The organism is Colwellia sp. RE-S-Sl-9, from assembly GCF_048296855.1.
Taxonomy (GTDB): Bacteria; Pseudomonadota; Gammaproteobacteria; order Enterobacterales; family Alteromonadaceae; genus Pseudocolwellia.
The window spans coordinates 4629024-4650972 of the sequence record NZ_CP182631.1 but is presented as its reverse complement, the minus strand read 5'-3'; the positions used below and the strand labels follow the sequence as shown (position 1 = coordinate 4650972).

Here is a 21949-nt window from a genome sequence, read left to right as displayed (position 1 = left end):
AGCTAACAATAAGAAAAACTGTCTACATCATTATAGATGATTAAAAAATTTTCAAATTATAAAAACAATAACTTAGGCTTAATTTATGACCTCAAATAACGAAAACCTTTCTTTACTCGCCAAAATAAAGTCGATGGGGCTAGTTAGCCAAATTATCATCGCTATTATATTTGCATCAATATTTGCGACTATAGCCCCTGATACAGCACAGTCGTTTTCAGTGTTGGGCCAACTTTTTGTTAATGCACTTAAAGCTGTTGCACCCATACTAATTTTTGTTTTAGTTATGTCTTCAATTGCCAATCAAAAGCCAAACAACGATGCTAATCTAAAACCTATTATCGCACTGTATTTAATAGGAACACTAAGTGCCGCCTTTGTTGCAGTTATCTTAAGTTTTTTATTTCCAACCACGCTAACTTTAAATATTGCCAGTGCCGTAGCAAACCCACCTCAAGGACTGGGTGAAGTATTAACAACCCTCGCATTTAAAGTGGTAGAAAATCCTGTCAAAGCGATTATTAATGGTAATTTTATTGCCGTATTAGCGTGGGGAATTGGCTTAGGCCTCACTCTAAAGCATTCCAATGAAAGCACTAAAACAATGGTTCACGACTTTAGCGAAGCGATAACAAGCATTGTAAGGCTTGTTATTCGTTTTGCACCTATTGGTATATTTGGTTTAGTGGCTAACACCATTGCAAGTACTGGCTTTGCTGTATTTGCTGAATATGGTCAGCTATTAACGGTACTCGTTGGCTCTATGTTAATCATTGCTTTAATTATTAACCCATTAATTGTTTATGTTATTACTAAACAAAACCCCTACCCTTTAGTTTTTACTTGTTTGAAAGAGTCAGGTATTACAGCATTCTTCACCCGAAGTTCAGCAGCAAACGTTCCAATTAATTTAGCTTTATGTAAGAAACTTAAATTGCACGAAGACACTTACTCTATTTCAATCCCATTAGGATCTGCGATAAATATGGCAGGCGCTGCAATTACGGTAACGGTTTTAACCCTTGCTACTGCAAATAGCTTAGGCATTGAAATAGACTTTCCTACCGCATTACTGTTATGTGTAGTGGCGTCTATTTCAGCTTGTGGGTCTTCAGGGGTTGCTGGTGGTTCATTGCTACTTATTCCGCTAGCCTGTAGTTTATTTGGCGTACCTAACGATGTAGCAATGCAAGTGGTGGCGATAGGTTTTATTATTGGTGTAATACAAGATTCTGCTGAAACAGCGCTCAACAGCTCAACAGATGTAGTGTTTACTGCTGCAGCATCTCATTATCTTGATAAGGATAAATAACCTGAATTCTGGTTAAAAAGATTCGTTAATACAACTAAAAAAAACAGCCACTTGATTAACCTGAACTCGGTTTAAGAGATGTTTAATAAATTGAAATATAAAAAATAGTTTCATTGAGCCTCTAGCTTGATAGTTTTTCTTAATTCAAGGCAAATTTCGCGTCAATAGCTGGTCTATTGCAAGTAAATTTAACGCAGAAATTAGGAAAAATAGCAGCTAGAGAAGCATTTGTTAAGCCGAATTCAGGTTAGTTATTATTAAATGGCTGTTTTTTTAGTCAAGTATTCCATATTATCTGCAAAGTATCTTCTTTATCTTTAGGCACAAACCCTTTACAAACAAAGTGCCCTATTACAGCTACAAGCTGATCATCATAATAAACAAAAGGTAGCCGTTTTCTCTGCCATGTAGGTATATCTAATTCTTGTAAAACCTTTTTTAACGAGCGTGAATGTTGTCGATAATCAGGTATACAAGTTGGATTATTATGAGTAAACCGAATGCTAACTTGTTGTGTGCATGTTGGCGAAATAAGCTGACAAGTTTGATTTTCAGTATCCTTGTTCTTAACCTCATATTTAAAAAGTAAATCACCTAAACCATCAGGCAATTTAACAACTTCATCTATAGTAGATGTTAATTCAGACTTAACACACGAATAAAAGTCAGAGATGTCTTTAAAGTCAGGAGTTAAATAAACACATTGTTTAAAGCGCCTTAACCAATAATTACCTACCTTTACCGCAGGGCTTTTATCATTATTAGCTAAAAGCTGTGTTTGTAATTGGATTAATTGCGCAGTACTAGGCATTAAGCATTGATGAATACTTAAAAAATAACGAATAACATTATTAAATCGTGCTTGAGATAATTGTTGTAACTTAACTAACGATAACGTGTTAACACCTACTTGAATGTTTTCCAGATCTTGCTCTGCTAACTCAGTTAACAATAGCTCGGCTTCTTGGCAATGTTCAGCGCTTCTGTTCATCGTTTTTAAAAAACTCGGCCAACGCTCGGTAATAATAGGCATAACTTGATGACGTAGAAAGTTACGATCAAATCGAACGTCTTCATTCGATTCATCATCAATCCAAGTTAATTGATGCTCTTGCGCATAGGCCTCTATTTCGCTTCTTGAAACACCTAATAACGGTCTGCCCAATAATGAAGTGCCAAAGACCATTTCTTGTTTCATGGCTGACAAACCTTTTAAGCCAGAACCGCGCTTTAAAGCTAATAAAAAAGTTTCAGCTTGATCATCATTATGATGGCCCGTAAGCACTAATACGTGCTTAAATTCTTTATTTTTGATGAGAGACTTAAGCGCGTCATATCTAGCATCTCTCGCAAGCTCTTCAAGACTATGTTGTGCTTTAGCTTTTACATTAACCCTACAAATATCTAAAGGTAATTGGTGCAAGTTACATTGCTGTTGAGCAAAGTTTTCCCATTTAAGTGCGTTACTACTTAAGCCATGATTAACATGACACACACTTATTGAACAACTCAATGCTTGGTTAATGTTTTGAGGATTATTTAAAATGTTGTTTTTAAAGTTTGATAATGCGTGTAATAAAACTTGAGAGTCTATTCCACCACTATAAGCGATAATAATATGTGTATTAGAATGTGATTGAAGGTAGGTAGTAATATAATTAAATAGAGTGGATTCTAACGACATAAAATTAGCCTTACTCTTTTAATATTTTCCAGCGTTAAGTGCTTAACGCTGGAAAGTTATAACAGGTTACTAAATTAACAATAACCGTAAGACATTAAACGATCGTAACGTTTTTCAATAAGTTCATCTTTAGGCAAATCAGTTAACTCAGCTAAGTTACGCTTAAGTTCTTGTTTTAAACATTCGGCCATAAGATCCATATCTCTATGAGCTCCGCCTAAAGGCTCTTCAACTACGTTATCAATTAATTCTAATTCTTTAATACGTTTTGCTGTAATCCCCATAGCCTCTGCTGCTACAGGTGCTTTTTCAGCTGTTTTCCATAAAATTGAAGCACAACCTTCTGGTGAAATTACTGAATAGGTTGAATATTGCAACATATTAACTCTGTCACCAACACCAATAGCAAGAGCACCACCAGAACCACCTTCACCTATAACAGTACAAACAATAGGTACAGTTAATCGCGACATAACTTTTAAGTTAGTGGCGATAGCTTCTGATTGACCTCGCTCTTCAGCACCAATACCAGGGTAAGCACCGGGAGTGTCAATAAGGGTAATAATAGGCATATTAAAACGTTCAGCCATTTTCATTAAACGTAAAGCTTTACGGTAACCTTCTGGACGTGGCATACCAAAATTACGTCTAACTTTTTCATTAGTTGAACGCCCTTTTTGATGACCAATGATCATCACAGGCATACCATCTAAGCGAGCAGTACCACCAACAATAGCTTTATCGTCAGCATAAGCACGATCACCCGCTAATTCGTCAAATTCTGTGAACATACGTTCAATGTAGTCTAACGTATATGGACGTTGTGGATGACGAGCAACGCGAGCCGTTTGCCAAGGATCAAGGTTGGCAAATATTTTTTTAGTTTGTTCTTTGTTTTTCTCATGAAGTTGCATAATTTGATCTTCAAGATCTAAATCAAGCTCTTGACCAGAGTTAACTGACTTTAATTCTTCAATTTTTGCTTCAAGTTCTGAAATTGGCTGTTCAAAGTCTAAAAAATTTAATGACATGTGAATTTTTTACCTAAGTCTTTGAGCTGTAGTACACAACTCTTATTTAAATTGTAACGCTAAGCACTCTTCACCAAGTAGTGTTCTTAGTTCATGCAATAAAGCATCTTCTGGAGTAACTCGCCATTGTACGCCTAGTTCAAGCATTCCCTGCGCTTCTTCGCGTTGGTAAAACACTCTAACAGGACAAGTACCATCTTTAAAAGGAGACAGTACCTGAGAAAATTGTTCTATAAAATTATTACTAATTGCCGCTCTTTTTACGTGTATATCAAGAGATGTTACATAGTTTTCTCTTGCGTCAGCAATGGTCATTATATCTCGGGCGGTCATTGTAATGCCACCAGAATATTCATCAAAGCTGACCTGTCCACTACACACTAAAATAGCATCAGTAACAAGTAGCTCGGCAAAGGTATCATAATCATCAGGAAAAAGTCGAATATCAATACGCGCGCTTTTGTCATCTAAGGTAACTAATGCCCAGCGACGACCCCGTTTATTCACCATAACCCTAACACCCAACACTAAACCAACAGCTACGGTTGTTTTATCTTTATTAGTAGGTTGCATGCTAACTAATCGACCACTGGCATAGTGCTTTATTTCAGATAAGTATCGATTAATGGGATGGCCTGTTAAGTATAATCCTAAGGTTTCTTTTTCACCATTAAGCCAAACTTCTTCAGCCCACTTAGGTACTTCTTTAAAGGCTTGTCTGGTGTCTTCAGGCTCTTCATTAATTAAGCCAAATAAATCGTCTTGCCCCAACGCTTGCGCTTTGGCATGTTGCTCTGCTGCTTTTATAGCCTCAGGTAGGGTTTCAAATAATGCCGCTCGATGAGGCCCTAAATGATCCATAGCTCCTGATTTAATGAGTTTTTCAAGCACCCTCTTATTCGTTTTTTTAAGATCTAAACGGGCACAAAAATCGAATAAATTAACAAAAGGTCCACCTTCTTTACGCGCGTTAATAATCGCTTCAATCGGACCTTCACCTACACCTTTAACCGCACCAATACCATACACGATTTGATTATCTTCATTTACGGTAAATTTGTAATGTCCGGCATTAACATCTGGAGGAAGAATATCAATCCCCATATTTCCACATTCGTCAACTAAGGTAACAATCTTATCGGTATTATCCATATCGGCAGACATTACTGCCGCCATAAATGGTGCTGGATAGTGGGTTTTCATCCATAAGGTTTGGTATGAAACTAACGCGTAAGCAGCTGAATGTGATTTATTGAAACCGTAACCAGCAAACTTTTCTACTAAATCGAATATTTTCATGGCTAACTCGCCATCTACACCACGATTTATAGCTCCTTGCTCAAAACCTGCACGCTGTTTCGCCATTTCTTCTGGCTTTTTCTTACCCATAGCTCGACGAAGCATATCAGCTCCACCAAGAGAGTAACCCGCTAAAACCTGTGCTATCTGCATTACTTGTTCTTGATACAAGATAATGCCGTAAGTAGGCTCTAATATAGGCTTAAGATCTATATGCTGCCACGTTTCATCAGGGTAACTTACAACTTCACGACCATGTTTACGCTCTATAAAGTTATCAACCATACCTGACTGTAATGGGCCTGGTCTAAATAAGGCCACAAGTGCGATAATATCTTCAAAACAATCGGGTTTTAATTTAGCGATCAGTGATTTCATACCGCTAGATTCTAATTGGAATACTGCAGTTGTTTCCGCGTTTAATAACACTTTGAAACTAGCAGGATCTTCTAAATTGATACTAGCTATATCAATAGGCTCTTTACCCGCTTTTAGCAGTTTCTCATCAGCCATCTCAATGGCCCACTGCAAAATAGTGAGCGTTCTAAGACCTAAAAAATCGAATTTAACTAAACCTGCATCTTCAACATCATTTTTATCAAATTGTGTAACGGGGTTTTTGCCTTCGTCATCACAATAAAGTGGTGCAAAATCTGTAATGGTTGTAGGTGAAATAACAACACCCCCCGCATGTTTACCGGCGTTTCTGGTTGTACCTTCTAAGATACGACACATATCAATGAGATCTTTCACATCAGAGTCTTGTGCGTATACTTCTGGTAATTTGGGTTCTACTTCAAATGCTTTTGCTAAGGTCATTCCCGGATCACCAGGAATTAATTTAGAGATACGATCAACAAAACCATAAGGATGGCCAAGAACGCGGCCAACATCTCGAATTACCGCTTTTGCTGCCATAGTACCAAAAGTAATAATTTGCGATACAGCATCACGACCATAAAGTTCGGCAACATGATCTATTACCTCATCTCGACGATCCATACAAAAGTCGATATCAAAATCAGGCATTGATACACGTTCAGGGTTTAAGAAACGTTCGAAAAGTAAATCATATTCAAGGGGATCTAAGTCGGTAATTTTTTGAGCATAAGCTACTAAAGAACCCGCGCCTGAACCACGACCAGGACCTACTGGAATATTATTATCTTTACTCCATTGAATAAATTCCATTACGATCAAGAAGTAACCGGGAAAGCCCATTTTGTTGATAACTTCTAGTTCAATTGCTAAACGCTCATCATAAGGTTTACGTTTTTCAGCAAAATCAGGCGCATCTTTATCAAATAAAAACTCTAACCTTTCTTGCAAACCTTCTTCTGAAACTTTAACCAAATAATCTTCTATTGATAAACCTTCAGTGGGAAAATCAGGTAAAACATATTCACCTAAAGTTACTGTGACGTTGCATCGTTTAGCAATTTCAACACTATTGGCTAATGCTTCAGGAATATCGGAAAAAAGCTCGCACATTTCTTCTTCAGAACGTAAGTATTGTTCTTTGCTATAACGCTTAGGCCGGCGTTTGTCATCAAGAGTATAACCATCATGAATCGCAACTCGAATTTCGTGTGCGTCAAAGTTTTCTTCTTTTAAAAACATCACTTCATTCGTAGCTACGACTGGTAATTGATATTTTTGTGCGACGTCTATCGCTAAATGTAAATATGTTTCTTCGTTTTCTCGCCCAGTACGAATAAGCTCTAAGAAAAAGTTATTATTGAAATGTTCTTGGTAAAAAGACACCATTTCGTTAACTAAAGGCATGTTTCCTTTAGTTAACGCTTTTCCTATATCACCTTCTCGACCACCAGATAAGAGTATTAATCCTTCTGAATAATCAACAAGCCAGCTCTTATCAATTACTGCTCGGTCTTGAATATGCCCACGAAGGTAAGCGTTAGAAATAAGCTCAGTTAAATTTTTATAGCCTTTGTTATTAGACGCCAACACCACAAGACGAAAAAGCTCATCTCCTAACTCATCACTTCTCACCCAAAAATCAGCACCAATAATCGGTTTTATTCCAGCGCCATGAGTCGCGTGATAATATTTAACTAAGCCACATAAATTTGTTTGATCTGTCAGCGCTAAAGCCGGCATTGATAAATCAGCCGCTTTGCTCACAATAGGTTTAACTTTGTTTAAGCCGTCGCACATTGAATAGTCGCTATGTACTCTTAAATGCACAAATTTAGGATCTCTTGCCATAGGTACATCGCTTTCGGATGCTATTTCTACAAGTTGATTTGTATCTTCAGACTGATTATCAGACATTAAGGTTTATTAACCCCTTGTTCTTGAATAACTTGGGCGACAGGTTTAAAGCTCGCACGATAACAATCTAAAACACCATGTTCTATAATTTTTTCTAGATGAACTTTTGTTGGATAACCTTTATGTTGAGCAAAACCGTATTCGGGATATAACTTATCTAAAGCAATCATTTCTTCATCACGCGCAACTTTAGCTAAAATTGAAGCTGCACTAATTTCAGCAACTCTATCATCACCTTTTACCACCGCTTGTGTTTCTATATTTCCATTTTCACCTAAAAATACAGGGCAACGATTACCATCAACTAAAACGTAATCAGGTGTAACATCGAGTCCTTGTACAGCACGCTGCATAGCTAACATCGTTGCGTGTAAGATGTTGAGTGTATCTATCTCTTCTGGTGTTGCTCTACCTATTGCCCAAGATATGGCTTTTTGTTTAATTTCTTCAGCTAATAATGGACGTTTTTTTTCCGATAATTTTTTAGAATCTTTTAAACCTTCAATAGGATTATCGGGATCAAGTATTACTGCCGCAGTAACAACATCTCCCACTAAAGGGCCTCGACCAACTTCATCAACACCGGCAATACAATAGGCTAATGGATATTCAAAGGGTGGAAAAACGACTTTAGGCTTTTTAATAGTTTTGCTAGCCAGAGCTTTGTTTGATTTTTCACTCATGATTCGATTAATCCGATAATTGCTTGAGCCGCTTTTTCACTTGCGTCTTGCTTAAGGCTTTGGTGAATTTTCATAAACTTTTCGTTTAAATTAGATTGATCTTCGTTTAAAAATTGCTGTAGTAAAGGCACTATTTTTTCTGGTACCACTTCATCTTGCAATAACTCTGGTACAAGCGTTTCATTCGCCAGCAAATTAGGCAACGAGAACCACTTAAGTTTTACTAACCACTTAGCTAACATATAAGTGATAAGGTTAAACTTATATGTAATCACCATAGGCCGTTTAATTAAAGCAGCTTCAAGTGTTACTGTGCCCGAAGCAGTTAATAAGCAGTCACTTGCCGCCATCACTTTATGTGTTTGGTTAATAATAATTTGTACAGGTAAATTAGGTGCAATTTCATTTTTAAGCGTAGTAAATTGCTCTGCTCTTTTTTCACTGATCATCGGTGCAATAAATAACAAATTATCATCTTGCTCAGCAAGTATTAATGCACTCTGTAAAAAAGGTTCTACCAATTTAGCTAACTCACCACCACGACTTCCTGGCATAAGTGCTAAAATCTTAGCATTTTCAGGTAAATTAAGAGACTTTCTAGCTTCCGTTTTGCTGGAAACTAATGGGATATCGTCAGCAAGTGAATGCCCTACAAAGGTACAAGGGACATTATGTTTATCGTAAAACTTTTTCTCGAACGGGAGTAGAGATAAGACTAAATGAGTTGCACGCGCTATTTTAAAAATACGCTTTTCTCGCCAAGCCCAAACGGATGGACTTACATATTGAACTGTTTTAATTCCGCACTGCTTTAATTTTTCTTCTAAGGTTAAATTAAAATCAGGTGCATCTATTCCAATAAATATATCCGGCTTATTCTCTTTAAAATAATTAACAACGCTTTTACGCACATACATTAATCGCTTTAAGCGCCCTAAGACTTCAACAATTCCCATAACAGAAAGTTCATCCATTGCGAATAAACTTTCAAAACCTTGTGCAAGCATTTTAGGGCCGCCAATACCAACAAACTTAGCATTAGGGTAAGTACGCTTTAGCGCTATAATTAGGCCTTCACCTAAAGTATCTCCAGAATGTTCACCTACAACAATACCAATAACAGGAATATTAGATGTTGAAGGTGCTACTGAATAAGTTTCGTCTAAATGATGAATCACAATACTTCTTATACGATAAAGGCAAAGAATATGCGGTATCTAACGAATAATACCGCGGCTTGAATCTCGAATAAAATCAGAAAATAGATCTAATTCTGGCATGTTATCAGCTAATTTATTCATTGACTCAATAGCGTCATCAGCTGACAAGCCTTTTCTGTAAACTTCTTTGTATGCACGCTTAATAGTTAAAATAACATCTTTATCAAAACCACGACGCTTTAAACCTTCTGAATTTAATCCAAAAGGTTTTGCCGGCTGACCTGAAGCCATTACATAAGGAGGTACATCTTTTAACACTAAGGCATTAGCAGCAATAAAGCTATGCGCACCAATATAACAAAATTGATGAACGCCAGACATACCACCTAAAATAGCATGATCACCTACATGTACATGACCAGCAATAGAAGCATTATTGGCAAGTATACAATGATTGCCCACCACACAGTCATGTGCGACATGGGTATAAGCCATAAATAAGTTATTACTACCTATTTGAGTCAGGCTATTATCTTGAATAGTACCGCGATGAATCGTGCACGACTCTCTAAAGGTATTATTGTCACCAATAATTAACTCTGTTGGTTCACCAGCATATTTTAAATCTTGGCAGTCTTCACCAATACTAGCGAACTGAAAAATACGATTTCCTTTACCGATTCGTGTAGGGCCGTTAATGACAACGTGTGAGCTTATTACACAATCATCACCAATAACGACGTTTTTACTAATATATGTCCAAGGTCCAATAGTTACATTTTTACCAATAACAGCACCTGGCTCAATAATAGCCTGTTCGTGAATCATTTTTTCACCATTTATTTACTTTGAAATCGTTTATAGCTTACGTCTGGCACACATCAGTTCTGCAGAACAAACAACTTTACCGTTCACTTTCGCTTCACCGTAAAATTTCCACATACCACGACGCTCTTTGATGAAATCCACATGCAAGTGCATTGTATCACCGGGAACAACCGGTTGCTTAAAGCGAGCTTTATCTATAGATGCAAATAAATACATTTCGCCATCTTTTCGACCTTCGCTCGATTTAAAACCTAAAATCCCTGTTGCTTGTGCTAATGCTTCTAGTATTAAAACACCAGGGAAAATAGCAAGTTCAGGAAAATGCCCTGTAAATACAGGTTCATTAAAAGTAACATTTTTTATTGCGTGAAGACTTTTACCCGGTTCATAATCCAGAACACGATCTACAAGCAGCATTGGGTAACGATGAGGGATTAACTCTTGAATTTCATGAACGTTTAACTCATTTTTTTGAGATTCCAATTCATTATTCCTTATGAAAGTAATTTAATTAAAATAATTTTATCAAAGAACCGATATAAATTACTTATTTTTTTCTAATAATTCAGATTCTAATGTACTAAGACGTTTCGACATACTGTCTAGCCTACGAAGATGAACATTAATTTTGCGCCAATCTTTATTAGGAGTAACCGGCATTCCTGAAGAATAAACTCCTGATGTGGATATAGATTTAGTGACCATTGCCATACCAGTAAAAATACAATTATCGGAAATTTCAATATGTCCATTGATTCCTACAAGGCCAGCTATAGTGCAATTTTTACCTATAGTTGTGCTACCAGCAATAACGCTACATGCGGCCATTGCCGTACCAGCCCCTATAACCACGTTATGTGCAATTTGAATTTGATTATCGAGAATAACATTATCTTCAATAATCGTATCGTCTAAAGCACCACGATCAATCGTAGTACTTGCTCCAATTTCCACATTATTACCAATAATTACAGAACCTAGTTGAGGTATTTTAAGCCACTTCCCACTAACAGGTGCATAGCCAAAACCGTCAGAACCGATAACGCTATTCGCTTGAATTAAGCAATGCGTACCAATTTTAACATTATGATAAATACTGACATTAGCCCACATGGAAGTATGACTTCCAATTGAAGTATTCTCACCAATAAAGCAACCTGCGCCAATGATTACATTGTCAGCAAGTTCAACACCAGCTTCTATAACCGCATTCGCGCCCACAGAGACATTTTCGCCTAAAGTTACAGAAGAATGAATAACCGCAGATGAGTGTATGGATGAGGAAGGTTTTGGCGTGGTATCAAGTAATTGAGCTGTAAGTGCATATCCTAAATAAGGATTATCCATAACTAAAGCATTTGTAGGTACATCCTCTAAACACTCTTTATTGATAATAACAGCACTGGCTTGCGTATGATTTAATTGTTGACGATATTTTTTATTCGCTAGAAACGCAATTTGCCCTGTTTTAGCATTTGCTAAAGTGGCTAAACTGTTAACTTCGCAATTTTCATCACCATTAACAGTTGCACCAATTTCTTTCGCTATTTCAGCTAGCGTGAAGTTTTTTTTTATCATCGTTATTTAAGTTTACTAACTTTTTCTACAACTTGGTCAGTAATACTTGCATTAGGTTTTGAAAAAACAACCGCTTTTTGTTCTAAAATTAAATCGTATTTACCTGAGTCAGCAATACTATTTATTGCTTGACGCACTAATGCGATAATTTTAGTTGTTTCTTCGTTTTGACGAACGCCAGTTTTTTGTTGAAAAACTTTACCTTTAGTTTGATATTCTTGATATTTAGTCGTGATATCTAGCTCAAGCTTTTCTTTTTCTTTCTTACTCATTAACGAGCTATCGCGTTGTTGCTTTTCTTGAAAGTACTTAATGTCTTTCTCTAATTGAGCAAGTTCTGCTTTTTCGTCTTTAAATTCCGCTTCTAACGTTTGCATAACAATAGCAGTCTGTGGAATTTTACTCATAATTTCTTGAAAATTAACTACGCCTATTTTTTGATCTGCTGCCATTACTGAACCAGCTAATAACATTCCAGATGCTGCTGTAGTCATTACTAAAGATTTCATAAATTTATTCAATGTGTACTCCTAAGTGTCTTTTTATTTTATGTTAGTTACTGATCATTATATCTATATAGGGATCAATTTTATTTTTAAAAGGTTTGACCGATATTAAAGGTGAAGAACTTAGTATCATCATCAAACTCAGATTTCAATGTTTTAGCAAAACTAAATATCATAGGTCCCATTGGTGAAAGCCATTGTACTGACATACCCGCAGAAGCTCTATATGTATTAGGGTCTGAAAAATCTCTTACCTTACTGAACTCTATTGGCGTTAAATCACGATAATCATTTATATTAAACTCAGTATCCCATACATTACCCGCATCAACAAAAAAGCTTGAACGAACACTATTAGAAAATCCCTCATCTAAAAATGGAGTAGGAACAATTAACTCTATTCCCGCTAGTACAAGTGCATTACCACCAACTGAACGTTGAGACAAAAATACAGCATCACTATCTTCACTAAAACAACAAGCCTCTTGACCTAAAGAAGGAATAGTTCTTGGATATCTATTAATAGCCCTTGGACCTACAATATTGGTTTCAAAACCACGTAACGTATCTGCACCACCTGCTCTAAAGTTCTCTTGAAATGGGAAAATCTGATCGTTACCATTAATAGTTCCGTAGCCATTACCATAACCGGCTTGGAAACGTGTTAAAAACGTCCAACGTTGATCTCTAGATATTGGAAAATACCATTTTGTATCTAAATTAACTTTAAAGAATTGTAAGTCAGAGTTTGGCGTTGTTATTTTAAATGATAAACTTTGGTTTGATCCGTCAGACGGAAAGGTACCTCTGTTTAACGTATTACGTATAATGGCAGCCGAAAAATCATATGTTTCAAATTGTAGCTTTGCACCGGGATCATTAGGATCACCATATAAATCATAAAAAGTTTCTATTTGTTCATAAGACTGTAATCGTGTGATTGTTTCATTTTTATAATTTATACCAAAGTTTAAGCGAACATATTCGTTAATAGGAAAACCTAAGTTAGCACCAATACCATACTTTTTACTGTTGTATTGCTCAAGGTTAGCCGCTCCAGCATCAAACTCTGTATAAAAAATACTTCCACCCAATGAAATACCATCAACGGTAAAATATGGGTCCGTATAAGATAAGCTTGCACTACTTTGATAACTTACAGTATTAAGACTCAAAGCAAGACGGTTACCGGTACCTAAGAAGTTATTTTGTTGAATACCAGCATTTAAACTTAATTTAGTTGTATCACCATAACCAATACCTGCAGTAAAAGATCCAGATGGTTGCTCTTTTACGCTAAAGTCAACATCAACTAAATCATCTTCACCTGGTAATTTAGTTGTTTCAAATTCAACACTTTCCATATAAGGCAAACGTTGTAACCAAGCTTTTGAAGATTCCACATTATTATTTGATAACCATGAACCTTCCATTTGGCGCATTTCTCTACGTAATACGCGATCGGCAGTTACATCATTACCTTTAAAGTTGATACGATTAACATATACTCTTTTACCTGCATCTATAGATACAACGAGTTTAACTGTTTTATCTTCTTCATTAATTTCTGGAATCGTCGTTACTTTAGGATAAGCATAACCAAAACGACCAAAAAACTTACTGATCATTTCTTCGTTATAAGTAACCAGCGCACCATTATACAACTGGTTTCCTTTTAACGGTGAAATAGCCTTAATTGTATTTTCAAAGCCAACAAGTTCACCCATAAATTCAACATCACTAACCGTGTATTTTTCACCTTCGGTAATGTTTAAGGTAATGTATACGCCTTTTTTATCAGGAGTCATTGAAACTTGGGTTGAATCAACTTTATATTGTAAATAACCTCGATCTAGGTAGAAACTTTCTATTGTTTCCATATCACCTTGCAAGGTTTGTTTTTGATAGCGATCTTGCGCCATAAAATCCCACCAAGGTGAATCAAAGGTTAATTCTATATTTTTTAATAATTCTTCATCGGTAAAAAGTTCATTACCCACGATATTAATTTGTTCGATTGCTGCCGCATCGCCTTCTTTAAAAGTAAAATCAATTTTTACTCGATTACGAGGTAGATGGGTGATCTCAGATGTTACATCAGCATTATATTTACCAACACTGTGATAAAAGTCTTCCAGACCTAATTCAATACCTGATAAAACTGTTTTGTCTAGCGTTTCACCGACACGAATATTACTGTCATCTAAGCTTTCAGTTAGCTGTTCGTCTTTTAAATCTTTGTTACCATCAAAAGTTACTTCGCTGATAGTTTCTCTTTCTTGCACTCTGAAAATAATTGAGTTGCCATCTTTATATACTGCAATGTCATTAAAATGACCTGACTTGTATAAAGACTTTATAGATTGAGAAATTCTATAATCGTTTAGTGTATCTCCAATATTGAATGGAATATGAGTCAACGCCGCACCTATGGCAACACGTTGTAATCCTTTAACTTGGATATCTTCGACTTGAAACGCCTCTGTTGCCACTGCTGAGTTGATTGAACCAGTAAGCAAGGTAGCTAATGCAATTTTTTTTATCATCATAAAATATAAACTTTATTTACTTCTTTTATTAAATAGTCAGTGTCGAAATTTTACTAAAGTCGAGACAAATCATTAAACAGAGCGATACTCATTAAACACAATAGTGTAATAGTACCAAATTTAAACCCAACCTCTTGTATTTTTTCAGGTACGGGTTTCCCAGTGAAGAGCTCTATAATGTAATAGAGTAAATGCCCACCATCAAGTACTGGTAGTGGTAATAAATTAATTATGCCTAGATTTATACTAATTAGCGCTAAAAAGCCTAAAAAGTATACTAATCCGAAATTAGCACTATCACCTGCTCCTTGTGCTATCGATATAGGCCCACTTAAGTTTTTAACAGAAACATCACCTGTTAATAATTTCCCTATCATATCAAAACTCAGTACAACCAAGTTCCATGTACGATTAATACTTTGTTCTAAAGCTTCAAATAAACCATACGATGTATTTATTTTAAATTTTTCTGGGTATTTATCAGACTTAGGTGTTACACCTAAATAGCCTATCTTTTTACCATTTCTTGATATAGCTTTTGGTGTAACTGTTATTATTTGAGTTAGACCTTCACGCTGTATTTTTATTTCGACTGATTGATCTGCTAATGTTTTAATCTTATTAGAAAAATCATACCAATCATCTTTTATAGAAATTCCATTAACTTCTAATAAAATATCACCAACTTTTAATCCTGAAGTTTGAGCGGGGCTATCAGGGTGGATAACAGCAAGTTCATTATAAACATTTGGGCTAAAAGGCTTTATACCTAAACTCTCAATAGCTGATAATTTATCAGGTGAAAACTGCCATTCGTTAGTGTCTAATAAACTAGTAGTAATATTAACACTGTCTTCTTGTTTCGTTTTTATTTCAATAGCCTTACTGCCAATCTCCCCAACTAATGCAAGATTTACGTCTTGCCAATCGGCTACTTTCTTCCCTGCTACTTCAACTATTTGACTTTGAGCTGGTAAGTTTGCCTTTGCTGAAATAGACGCTGGCTCAATATTACCAATCATTGGCTTAATACTAGGTACACCAATTAAAAACATTAAATAAAAGGCAACAATAGCAAAGGCGAAATTAGCAAAAGGCCCTGCAGCAATAATTGCTATACGTTGATAAACCGTTTTACTGTTAAACGTTTTATCTGAATCTTCAGGTGAAATGTCATCAACACGGTCATCTAACATTTTCACAAAACCACCAAGAGGAATTAAAGCAATAACGTATTCAGTTCCATCTTTGCCCACATTACTCCAAAGGGTTTTACCAAAACCTATTGAAAACTTTTGAACTTTTACACCATTTTTACGAGCTACCCAAAAGTGGCCATATTCATGAACTGTAATTAAAATGCCTAACGCAATAACAAATGAGACTAAATTCCAAAAAAACTCAAACATACTAATGATTATCTCTATCCGCTTTCACGTGATTATCTTCTCTAGAATAATTAACTAACAACGATGTGGTAAATTCTCTTACTCGCCCATCTAAATTGATAACGTCATCAATTGAAGTTACCTCTTCTGAGACAAATTTATTCACAGAAGTTTCATTTATTTTATATATATCAGTAAATTTTATTTTTTTGTTCAAAAAAGCATCTACTGCTATTTCATTTGCTGCATTAAGTGCTGTACATGCTCCTTGGCCATTCTTACAAGCCTCAATAGCTAATTTTAGGTTTGGGTATTTAACAAAATCTACTGGCTGAAAATCAAATGACGGAGTACTAAAGAAATCAAGAGGTTCAACGCCAGATTCTATGCGCTCAGGAAAAGATAAAGCATGCGCAATAGGTGTTCTCATATCAGGATTACCCATCTGAGCAAGAACAGAACCATCTTTATATTGCACCATTGAATGAATAGTACTTTGAGGATGTAAAACAATTTGAATATCTTCAGGCTCAACATTAAATAACCATTTGGCTTCAATAAGTTCTAAACCCTTATTCATCATAGTGGCAGAGTCTACAGATATTTTTTGTCCCATATCCCAATTAGGATGAGCACAAGCTTCTTCTACAGTAACGCTCTCTAATTGTTCAACATTATATGTTCTAAAAGGTCCACCTGAACCTGTTAGTAAAATTTTACTGACACCGTTTGAGGCTAGATCACAATAACCTGGAGTATTTTGAGCTTCTATGGGTAAACACTGAAAAATAGCATTGTGTTCACTGTCGATGGGGATCAGTTGGGCGCCACTCGCTTTTACAGCCTCAATAAAAATAGCTCCTGAAGTCACTAAGGCTTCTTTATTTGCGAGTAATACACGCTTTCCTGCATTAACAGCAGCCATAGTAGGCATTAAACCTGAAGCGCCAACAATAGCAGCCATTACTGTGTCGGTACTTACTTCTTTAGAAATTTCTTCTAGTGCTGCAGCCCCTGAATGGACAAGAATACTTTCTAAGCCTTGTTCAACCAAAAGTTTCTTTAACTGTTTCGCATGAGGTTCTGAAACCATAACAACAGATTCAGGTAAAAACTCTACACATTGTGCTAGTAATACATCTACATTTGAATAAGCAGATAAACTTACTACATCAAATTTATTAGGGTGTCTGCGAACCACATCTAACGTACTCAAACCAATTGATCCTGTCGCACCTAAAATACATAAGCGACGTACAACATTTTTTATATCAGACACTAACTACCAGCCTATTAACGCGTAACATAAGGCATATATAGGAGCCGTAGCCGTTAAGCTATCAATCCTATCTAAAATTCCACCGTGACCAGGTAAGATTGAACCGCTGTCTTTTATACCTGCTTGCCTTTTAAACATACTTTCATTCAAATCACCTAAAACAGAAACCGTTGTAATTAATATCGTAATAGGAATAACCAAGTAAAACTGTTCTGATTGCCAATTCATTGAAACACCAGCAATTGTAACTAAAACACAAGCAACAATAACACCACCAATAAAACCTTCCATTGTTTTTCCGGGACTAACATTAGGCATTAACTTATTTTTACCAAACGCTTTACCTACAAAATAAGCGCCAATATCTGCACTCCACACCATAAGAAACAAGAACATGATTAATTGTGCACCATGATAACTATCCGTTTGATATTCACTACTTCGTATAACAATAAAGGCAAGCCATGTTGGAACTAACGTTAACCAACCAAAAACACCTCTAATTGAACGATGACTAGACCAAAATTTACTGTATCTAGGATAAAGAAAAGTTAATGTAGCTGATAATAACCACCAAGCAACAGCAAGCCATAATATATAGATAATGGGCTTTTGAAGGTTTGATGAGGTTATCCATAACTCTAATAAAGGAAAATAATACCAAAGAGTTGCGATTAAAATACTGGTAACAATAACAAAAGCTAAGCGTCGTCTTATGTTTGCAAAGCCCATTAAAGGACCCCATTCCCAAGCACCTATTCCCATAACAGCTAACATTAGTGCTGAAAAATACGGTAAGGGTAAATAAAAAATGCTCGCTATAGTTGCAGGAGCTAATACAAGTGCAGTAATAATTCTATGTTTTAACAAATTTTACCCTTTTTTTTTAAAGTTATTTTTTATTCTTATTATTTGCTTTTTTTGTTGTAATTATTACGACAAATTAAGCTTTAAAAATCACTTTATTACACTAACAAAAATAAATATATGCTTTAATAAGCAATATTTATCGCTAATTTCCCTATTGGGTAATATTTTTTGTTTGTTCGCCAGTTAAACCAAATCGCCTTTCTCTTTTATCAAAAGAATAAATAGCTTCTTCAAAAGCCTCGCTATCAAAGTCAGGCCATAATATATCAGTAAAATAAAACTCAGCATAAGCAGCTTGCCATAATAAAAAATTACTAATTCTATAATCACCACCGGTGCGAATTAATAAATCTAAATCGGGTAAGTTATTTAACGATATATGCTCATTCATAACTTGTTCTGTTATATCGTTTAACGCTAATTCTTTATTTTGTACTTTTTCTGCAATACACTTTGTTGCCTGTGTAATATCCCATCGCCCGCCATAATTAGCTGCAATAGATAGCACCATATCCGTGTTGTTTTTTGTTAATTCTTCAGATACTTTAATTTTTTTCTGTAATTTATCTGAAAAACGAGTTACATCACCAATAATTTGAAAACGAATACCATTTTTATGTAGTCTCTTAACTTCACGAGTCAGTACAAACATAAACAGTTCCATCAAAACACTAACTTCAGATTCAGGACGCAACCAATTTTCACTACTAAACGCAAAAAGCGTTAATGCCTTAACACCTAACTTTCTTGCGGATGTCACCGAAGAACGAACAGTTTCCACGCCAGCTTTGTGTCCAGCAACTCTATTTTTTGAACGCGATTGAGCCCAACGTCCATTACCATCCATAATAATAGCGACATGCTGTGGAATTTTTCGACTAACTTCTGACATTTACTCTTTTAACCTTTTAATACCAATAGAGCTAATTTCCTAACCCGTTTGACATAATACCAATGCAATAACCCATTGAGCATTTATACTCATCTAAAATAGGTCAATTCATTAATGCGTTTGGTATAACTTATTCTACGATATAAAAAAGCCGTAGAAATTTACCAACAGGTATTATCTACGGCGTTTATTAATAAGCAATTAAAAATTTAAATTTCCATTAATTCCGCTTCTTTAGCGGTCAAAATTTCATCAACTTGCTTAATATATGTATCGGTGATCTTTTGGATCTCATCTTCAGCTTGATGATGTTCGTCTTCACTGATTTCTTTATCTTTTAAAAGACTCTTGTAATCAGAGTTCGCATCACGACGAATATTACGAATAGCAACTTTACCACCTTCGGCTTCACCACGAACCACTTTAACTAAATCTTTACGACGCTCTTCCGTTAATGGAGGAAGAGGAATACGAATAAGTGTGCCGTTTGATTGAGGATTTAAGCCTAAATCAGACTTTAATATTGCTTTTTCAACTGCAGCAATCATACCTTTATCAAAAACAGTAATAGCAAGATTTCTAGCATCTGGAACAGAAATATTACCTACTTGATTTAAAGGTGTTTCCATTCCGTAGTAATCTACAGAAATATTATCAAGTAAAGATGCATGAGCTCGGCCTGTTCTTATTTTAGCTAAACTACTTTTTAACGCTTCAATACTTTTACCCATGCGCTCTTGGGCATCTTGTTTTATTTCATTAATCACGTTGATATTCCTTAAAACTAATCTAAATTCTTTGCGTGGTCGATAATCGTACCTTCATCTTCACCTAAAATAACAGATTTAAGTGAACCCGGCTTATTCATATTAAATACTCGAATAGGCATACTATGATCACGTGCTAATGTGAATGCAGCGAGATCCATAACTTGTAACTCTTTATCGAGTACTTCTGCATAAGTTAAATGCTTATAAAGTGTTGCATCAGGATTTTTTACAGGATCTTCAGAATAAATACCATCAACTTTAGTTGCTTTTAAAACAACATCCGCTTCAATTTCAATACCACGTAAGCAAGCCGCTGAATCAGTTGTAAAGAAAGGGTTACCAGTACCAGCGCTAAAAATAACCACTCTACCAGATTTTAATAAACTAATCGCTTCAGCCCAGTTATAACGGTCACATACGCCAGCAAGATCAATTGCCGACATGAGTCGTGTATTAACAAATGCACGGTGTAATGCATCACGCATCGCTAAACCATTCATTACAGTAGCTAGCATCCCCATTTGGTCGCCCACTACTCGATTCATTCCTGCGTCGGCTAATCCTTTACCACGGAATAAGTTACCACCACCGATAACTAAGCCAACTTGAATCCCCATTTCAATGAGTTCTTTAATTTCTTGAGCCATGCGATCTAAGATTTTCGGATCAATACCGAATCCCTCTGAGCCCATTAAGGCTTCACCGCTAAGTTTTAATAATATACGACGATATGTAGGTTTGGGGTTCACGCTCATATAACAAACATTCCTGTACTTTTCTGAAGATAAAAAAATAGCCGAGACCAAATTTGGTCGCGGCTATTCTAGTACGTTTAGCTAACTATCGAAAGTCTATTTACAAAATAACACCATCAAAAATTAATTAAACATCAATTTTTTTAAAAATTAAGCTTTTGCAGCAGCAATTTGTGCTTCAACTTCAGCAGCAAAATCTTCTTCTTTCTTCTCGATACCTTCACCAACTTCTAAACGTACGAAGTTAGAAATAGTTAAGCCTTTCTCTTTTAATATTTCACCTACAGTTTTCTTAGGCTCCATAATAAAAGCTTGACCCGTTAAAGAAACTTCACCTGTAAATTTCTTCATACGACCATTAACCATTTTCTCAGCGATTTCTTGAGGTTTACCTTCATTCATCGCAATTTCGATTTGGATAGCTTTTTCTTTTTCAACAACATCTGCAGGTACATCTTCAGGGTTGATAAATTCAGGCTTACTAGCAGCAACATGCATAGCAATGTGCTTAAGTGATTCAACATCACCTTCACCAGCAACAACAACACCAATTGTAGCGCCATGTTTATAAGTAGCTAAAGTAGTACCTTCAACATAAGCAACACGACGAACATTGATGTTTTCACCAATTTTAGTTACTAAAGCAATACGCTCTTCTTCGAACTGTGCTTGAAGTTCTTCAATTGTTACTTTTGAAGCAGCAGCAGCATCAGCAACTTTGTTAGCAAATGCTAAAAAGTTATCATCTTTTGCTACGAAATCAGTTTGACAGTTAACTTCAACTAATACGCCATCTTTAATGATGATTTGACCTTCAGCAGCGATGTTACCTGCTTTTTTAGCAGCTTTAGCTTGACCGTTCTTACGCATATTCTCAATCGCAAGTTCCATGTCACCTTCAGCTTCTTGTAAAGCTTTTTTACAATCCATCATGCCCGCAGCTGTGCGTTCACGTAATTCTTTAACCATTGCAGCAGTAATTTGCATGAGTTAATTCCTAATTTTTAGTTATCCCCGTTACAAGAGATTGCTTACCTTTAAGATAAACACTCCATACAGTTTGGGCATAA

At 35.8% G+C, this 21949-nt stretch carries 18 protein-coding genes; 1 reads left to right on the top strand and 17 read right to left on the bottom strand.

Features of this window, described 5'->3' with window-relative positions; genetic code table 11:
- The first annotated feature begins 85 nt into the window (after nucleotides 1-85).
- A complete protein-coding gene (gene sstT, locus ACM9HF_RS20310; protein WP_473613355.1) occupies nucleotides 86-1312 on the top strand; it encodes a serine/threonine transporter SstT in 1227 nt (408 codons plus the stop codon).
- A 277-nt stretch (nucleotides 1313-1589) separates the two neighbouring features.
- Here the strand turns inward: sstT and tilS are convergent, their stop codons facing one another.
- The 17 genes from tilS to tsf all read right to left on the bottom strand — a co-directional run bounded on the left by tilS (nucleotide 1590) and on the right by tsf (nucleotide 21866).
- Nucleotides 1590-2996: a tRNA lysidine(34) synthetase TilS gene (gene tilS, locus ACM9HF_RS20305; protein WP_473613354.1), complete on the bottom strand. Its 1407-nt coding sequence runs from the start codon at nucleotides 2994-2996 to the stop codon at nucleotides 1590-1592.
- A gap of 74 nt (nucleotides 2997-3070) precedes the next feature.
- Entirely contained in the window at nucleotides 3071-4027 is a 957-nt protein-coding gene (gene accA / locus ACM9HF_RS20300; protein ID WP_473613353.1) for an acetyl-CoA carboxylase carboxyl transferase subunit alpha, read from the bottom strand.
- A 42-nt stretch (nucleotides 4028-4069) separates the two neighbouring features.
- A complete protein-coding gene (gene dnaE, locus ACM9HF_RS20295; RefSeq protein ID WP_473618342.1) occupies nucleotides 4070-7555 on the bottom strand; it encodes a DNA polymerase III subunit alpha in 3486 nt (1161 codons plus the stop codon).
- Between the two features lie 65 nt (nucleotides 7556-7620).
- Nucleotides 7621-8304: a ribonuclease HII gene (gene rnhB / locus ACM9HF_RS20290; RefSeq protein WP_473613352.1), complete on the bottom strand. Its 684-nt coding sequence runs from the start codon at nucleotides 8302-8304 to the stop codon at nucleotides 7621-7623.
- A complete protein-coding gene (lpxB, locus tag ACM9HF_RS20285; protein WP_473618341.1) occupies nucleotides 8301-9479 on the bottom strand; it encodes a lipid-A-disaccharide synthase in 1179 nt (392 codons plus the stop codon). Before lpxB ends, rnhB begins: the two co-directional genes overlap by 4 nt.
- Nucleotides 9480-9521: 42 nt before the next feature.
- Nucleotides 9522-10292: an acyl-ACP--UDP-N-acetylglucosamine O-acyltransferase gene (gene lpxA / locus ACM9HF_RS20280; RefSeq protein ID WP_473613351.1), complete on the bottom strand. Its 771-nt coding sequence runs from the start codon at nucleotides 10290-10292 to the stop codon at nucleotides 9522-9524.
- 30 nt (nucleotides 10293-10322) lie between these two features.
- Complete coding sequence (fabZ, locus tag ACM9HF_RS20275) at nucleotides 10323-10775, bottom strand: 3-hydroxyacyl-ACP dehydratase FabZ (RefSeq protein WP_473613350.1); 453 nt, start codon at nucleotides 10773-10775, stop codon at nucleotides 10323-10325.
- 60 nt (nucleotides 10776-10835) lie between these two features.
- Nucleotides 10836-11870: a UDP-3-O-(3-hydroxymyristoyl)glucosamine N-acyltransferase gene (gene lpxD, locus ACM9HF_RS20270; RefSeq protein WP_473613349.1), complete on the bottom strand. Its 1035-nt coding sequence runs from the start codon at nucleotides 11868-11870 to the stop codon at nucleotides 10836-10838.
- 2 nt (nucleotides 11871-11872) lie between these two features.
- Nucleotides 11873-12391 (bottom strand): OmpH/Skp family outer membrane protein, encoded by a 519-nt coding sequence (locus ACM9HF_RS20265; RefSeq protein WP_473613348.1) that lies wholly within the window; start codon nucleotides 12389-12391, stop codon nucleotides 11873-11875.
- Nucleotides 12392-12465: 74 nt separating this feature from the next.
- Entirely contained in the window at nucleotides 12466-14925 is a 2460-nt protein-coding gene (gene bamA, locus ACM9HF_RS20260) for an outer membrane protein assembly factor BamA (protein ID WP_473613347.1), read from the bottom strand.
- 53 nt (nucleotides 14926-14978) lie between these two features.
- Complete coding sequence (gene rseP / locus ACM9HF_RS20255) at nucleotides 14979-16334, bottom strand: sigma E protease regulator RseP (protein ID WP_473613346.1); 1356 nt, start codon at nucleotides 16332-16334, stop codon at nucleotides 14979-14981.
- 1 nt (nucleotide 16335) lies between these two features.
- The gene (gene ispC / locus ACM9HF_RS20250; RefSeq protein WP_473613345.1) at nucleotides 16336-17592 is read right to left on the bottom strand and encodes a 1-deoxy-D-xylulose-5-phosphate reductoisomerase; all 1257 of its coding nucleotides are present in this window, start codon (nucleotides 17590-17592) and stop codon (nucleotides 16336-16338) included.
- A gap of 3 nt (nucleotides 17593-17595) precedes the next feature.
- On the bottom strand, nucleotides 17596-18462 hold the full coding sequence (locus tag ACM9HF_RS20245; protein ID WP_473613344.1) for a phosphatidate cytidylyltransferase: 867 nt from the start codon (nucleotides 18460-18462) through the stop codon (nucleotides 17596-17598).
- A gap of 151 nt (nucleotides 18463-18613) precedes the next feature.
- Nucleotides 18614-19354: a polyprenyl diphosphate synthase gene (gene uppS / locus ACM9HF_RS20240; RefSeq protein ID WP_473613343.1), complete on the bottom strand. Its 741-nt coding sequence runs from the start codon at nucleotides 19352-19354 to the stop codon at nucleotides 18614-18616.
- A 209-nt stretch (nucleotides 19355-19563) separates the two neighbouring features.
- The gene (gene frr / locus ACM9HF_RS20235; protein ID WP_473613342.1) at nucleotides 19564-20121 is read right to left on the bottom strand and encodes a ribosome recycling factor; all 558 of its coding nucleotides are present in this window, start codon (nucleotides 20119-20121) and stop codon (nucleotides 19564-19566) included.
- A gap of 17 nt (nucleotides 20122-20138) precedes the next feature.
- The gene (gene pyrH / locus ACM9HF_RS20230) at nucleotides 20139-20879 is read right to left on the bottom strand and encodes a UMP kinase (RefSeq protein ID WP_473613341.1); all 741 of its coding nucleotides are present in this window, start codon (nucleotides 20877-20879) and stop codon (nucleotides 20139-20141) included.
- 150 nt (nucleotides 20880-21029) lie between these two features.
- Nucleotides 21030-21866, bottom strand: a complete 837-nt coding sequence (tsf, locus tag ACM9HF_RS20225) for a translation elongation factor Ts (RefSeq protein ID WP_473613340.1) — start codon at nucleotides 21864-21866, stop codon at nucleotides 21030-21032.
- Nucleotides 21867-21949 lie beyond the last annotated feature (83 nt).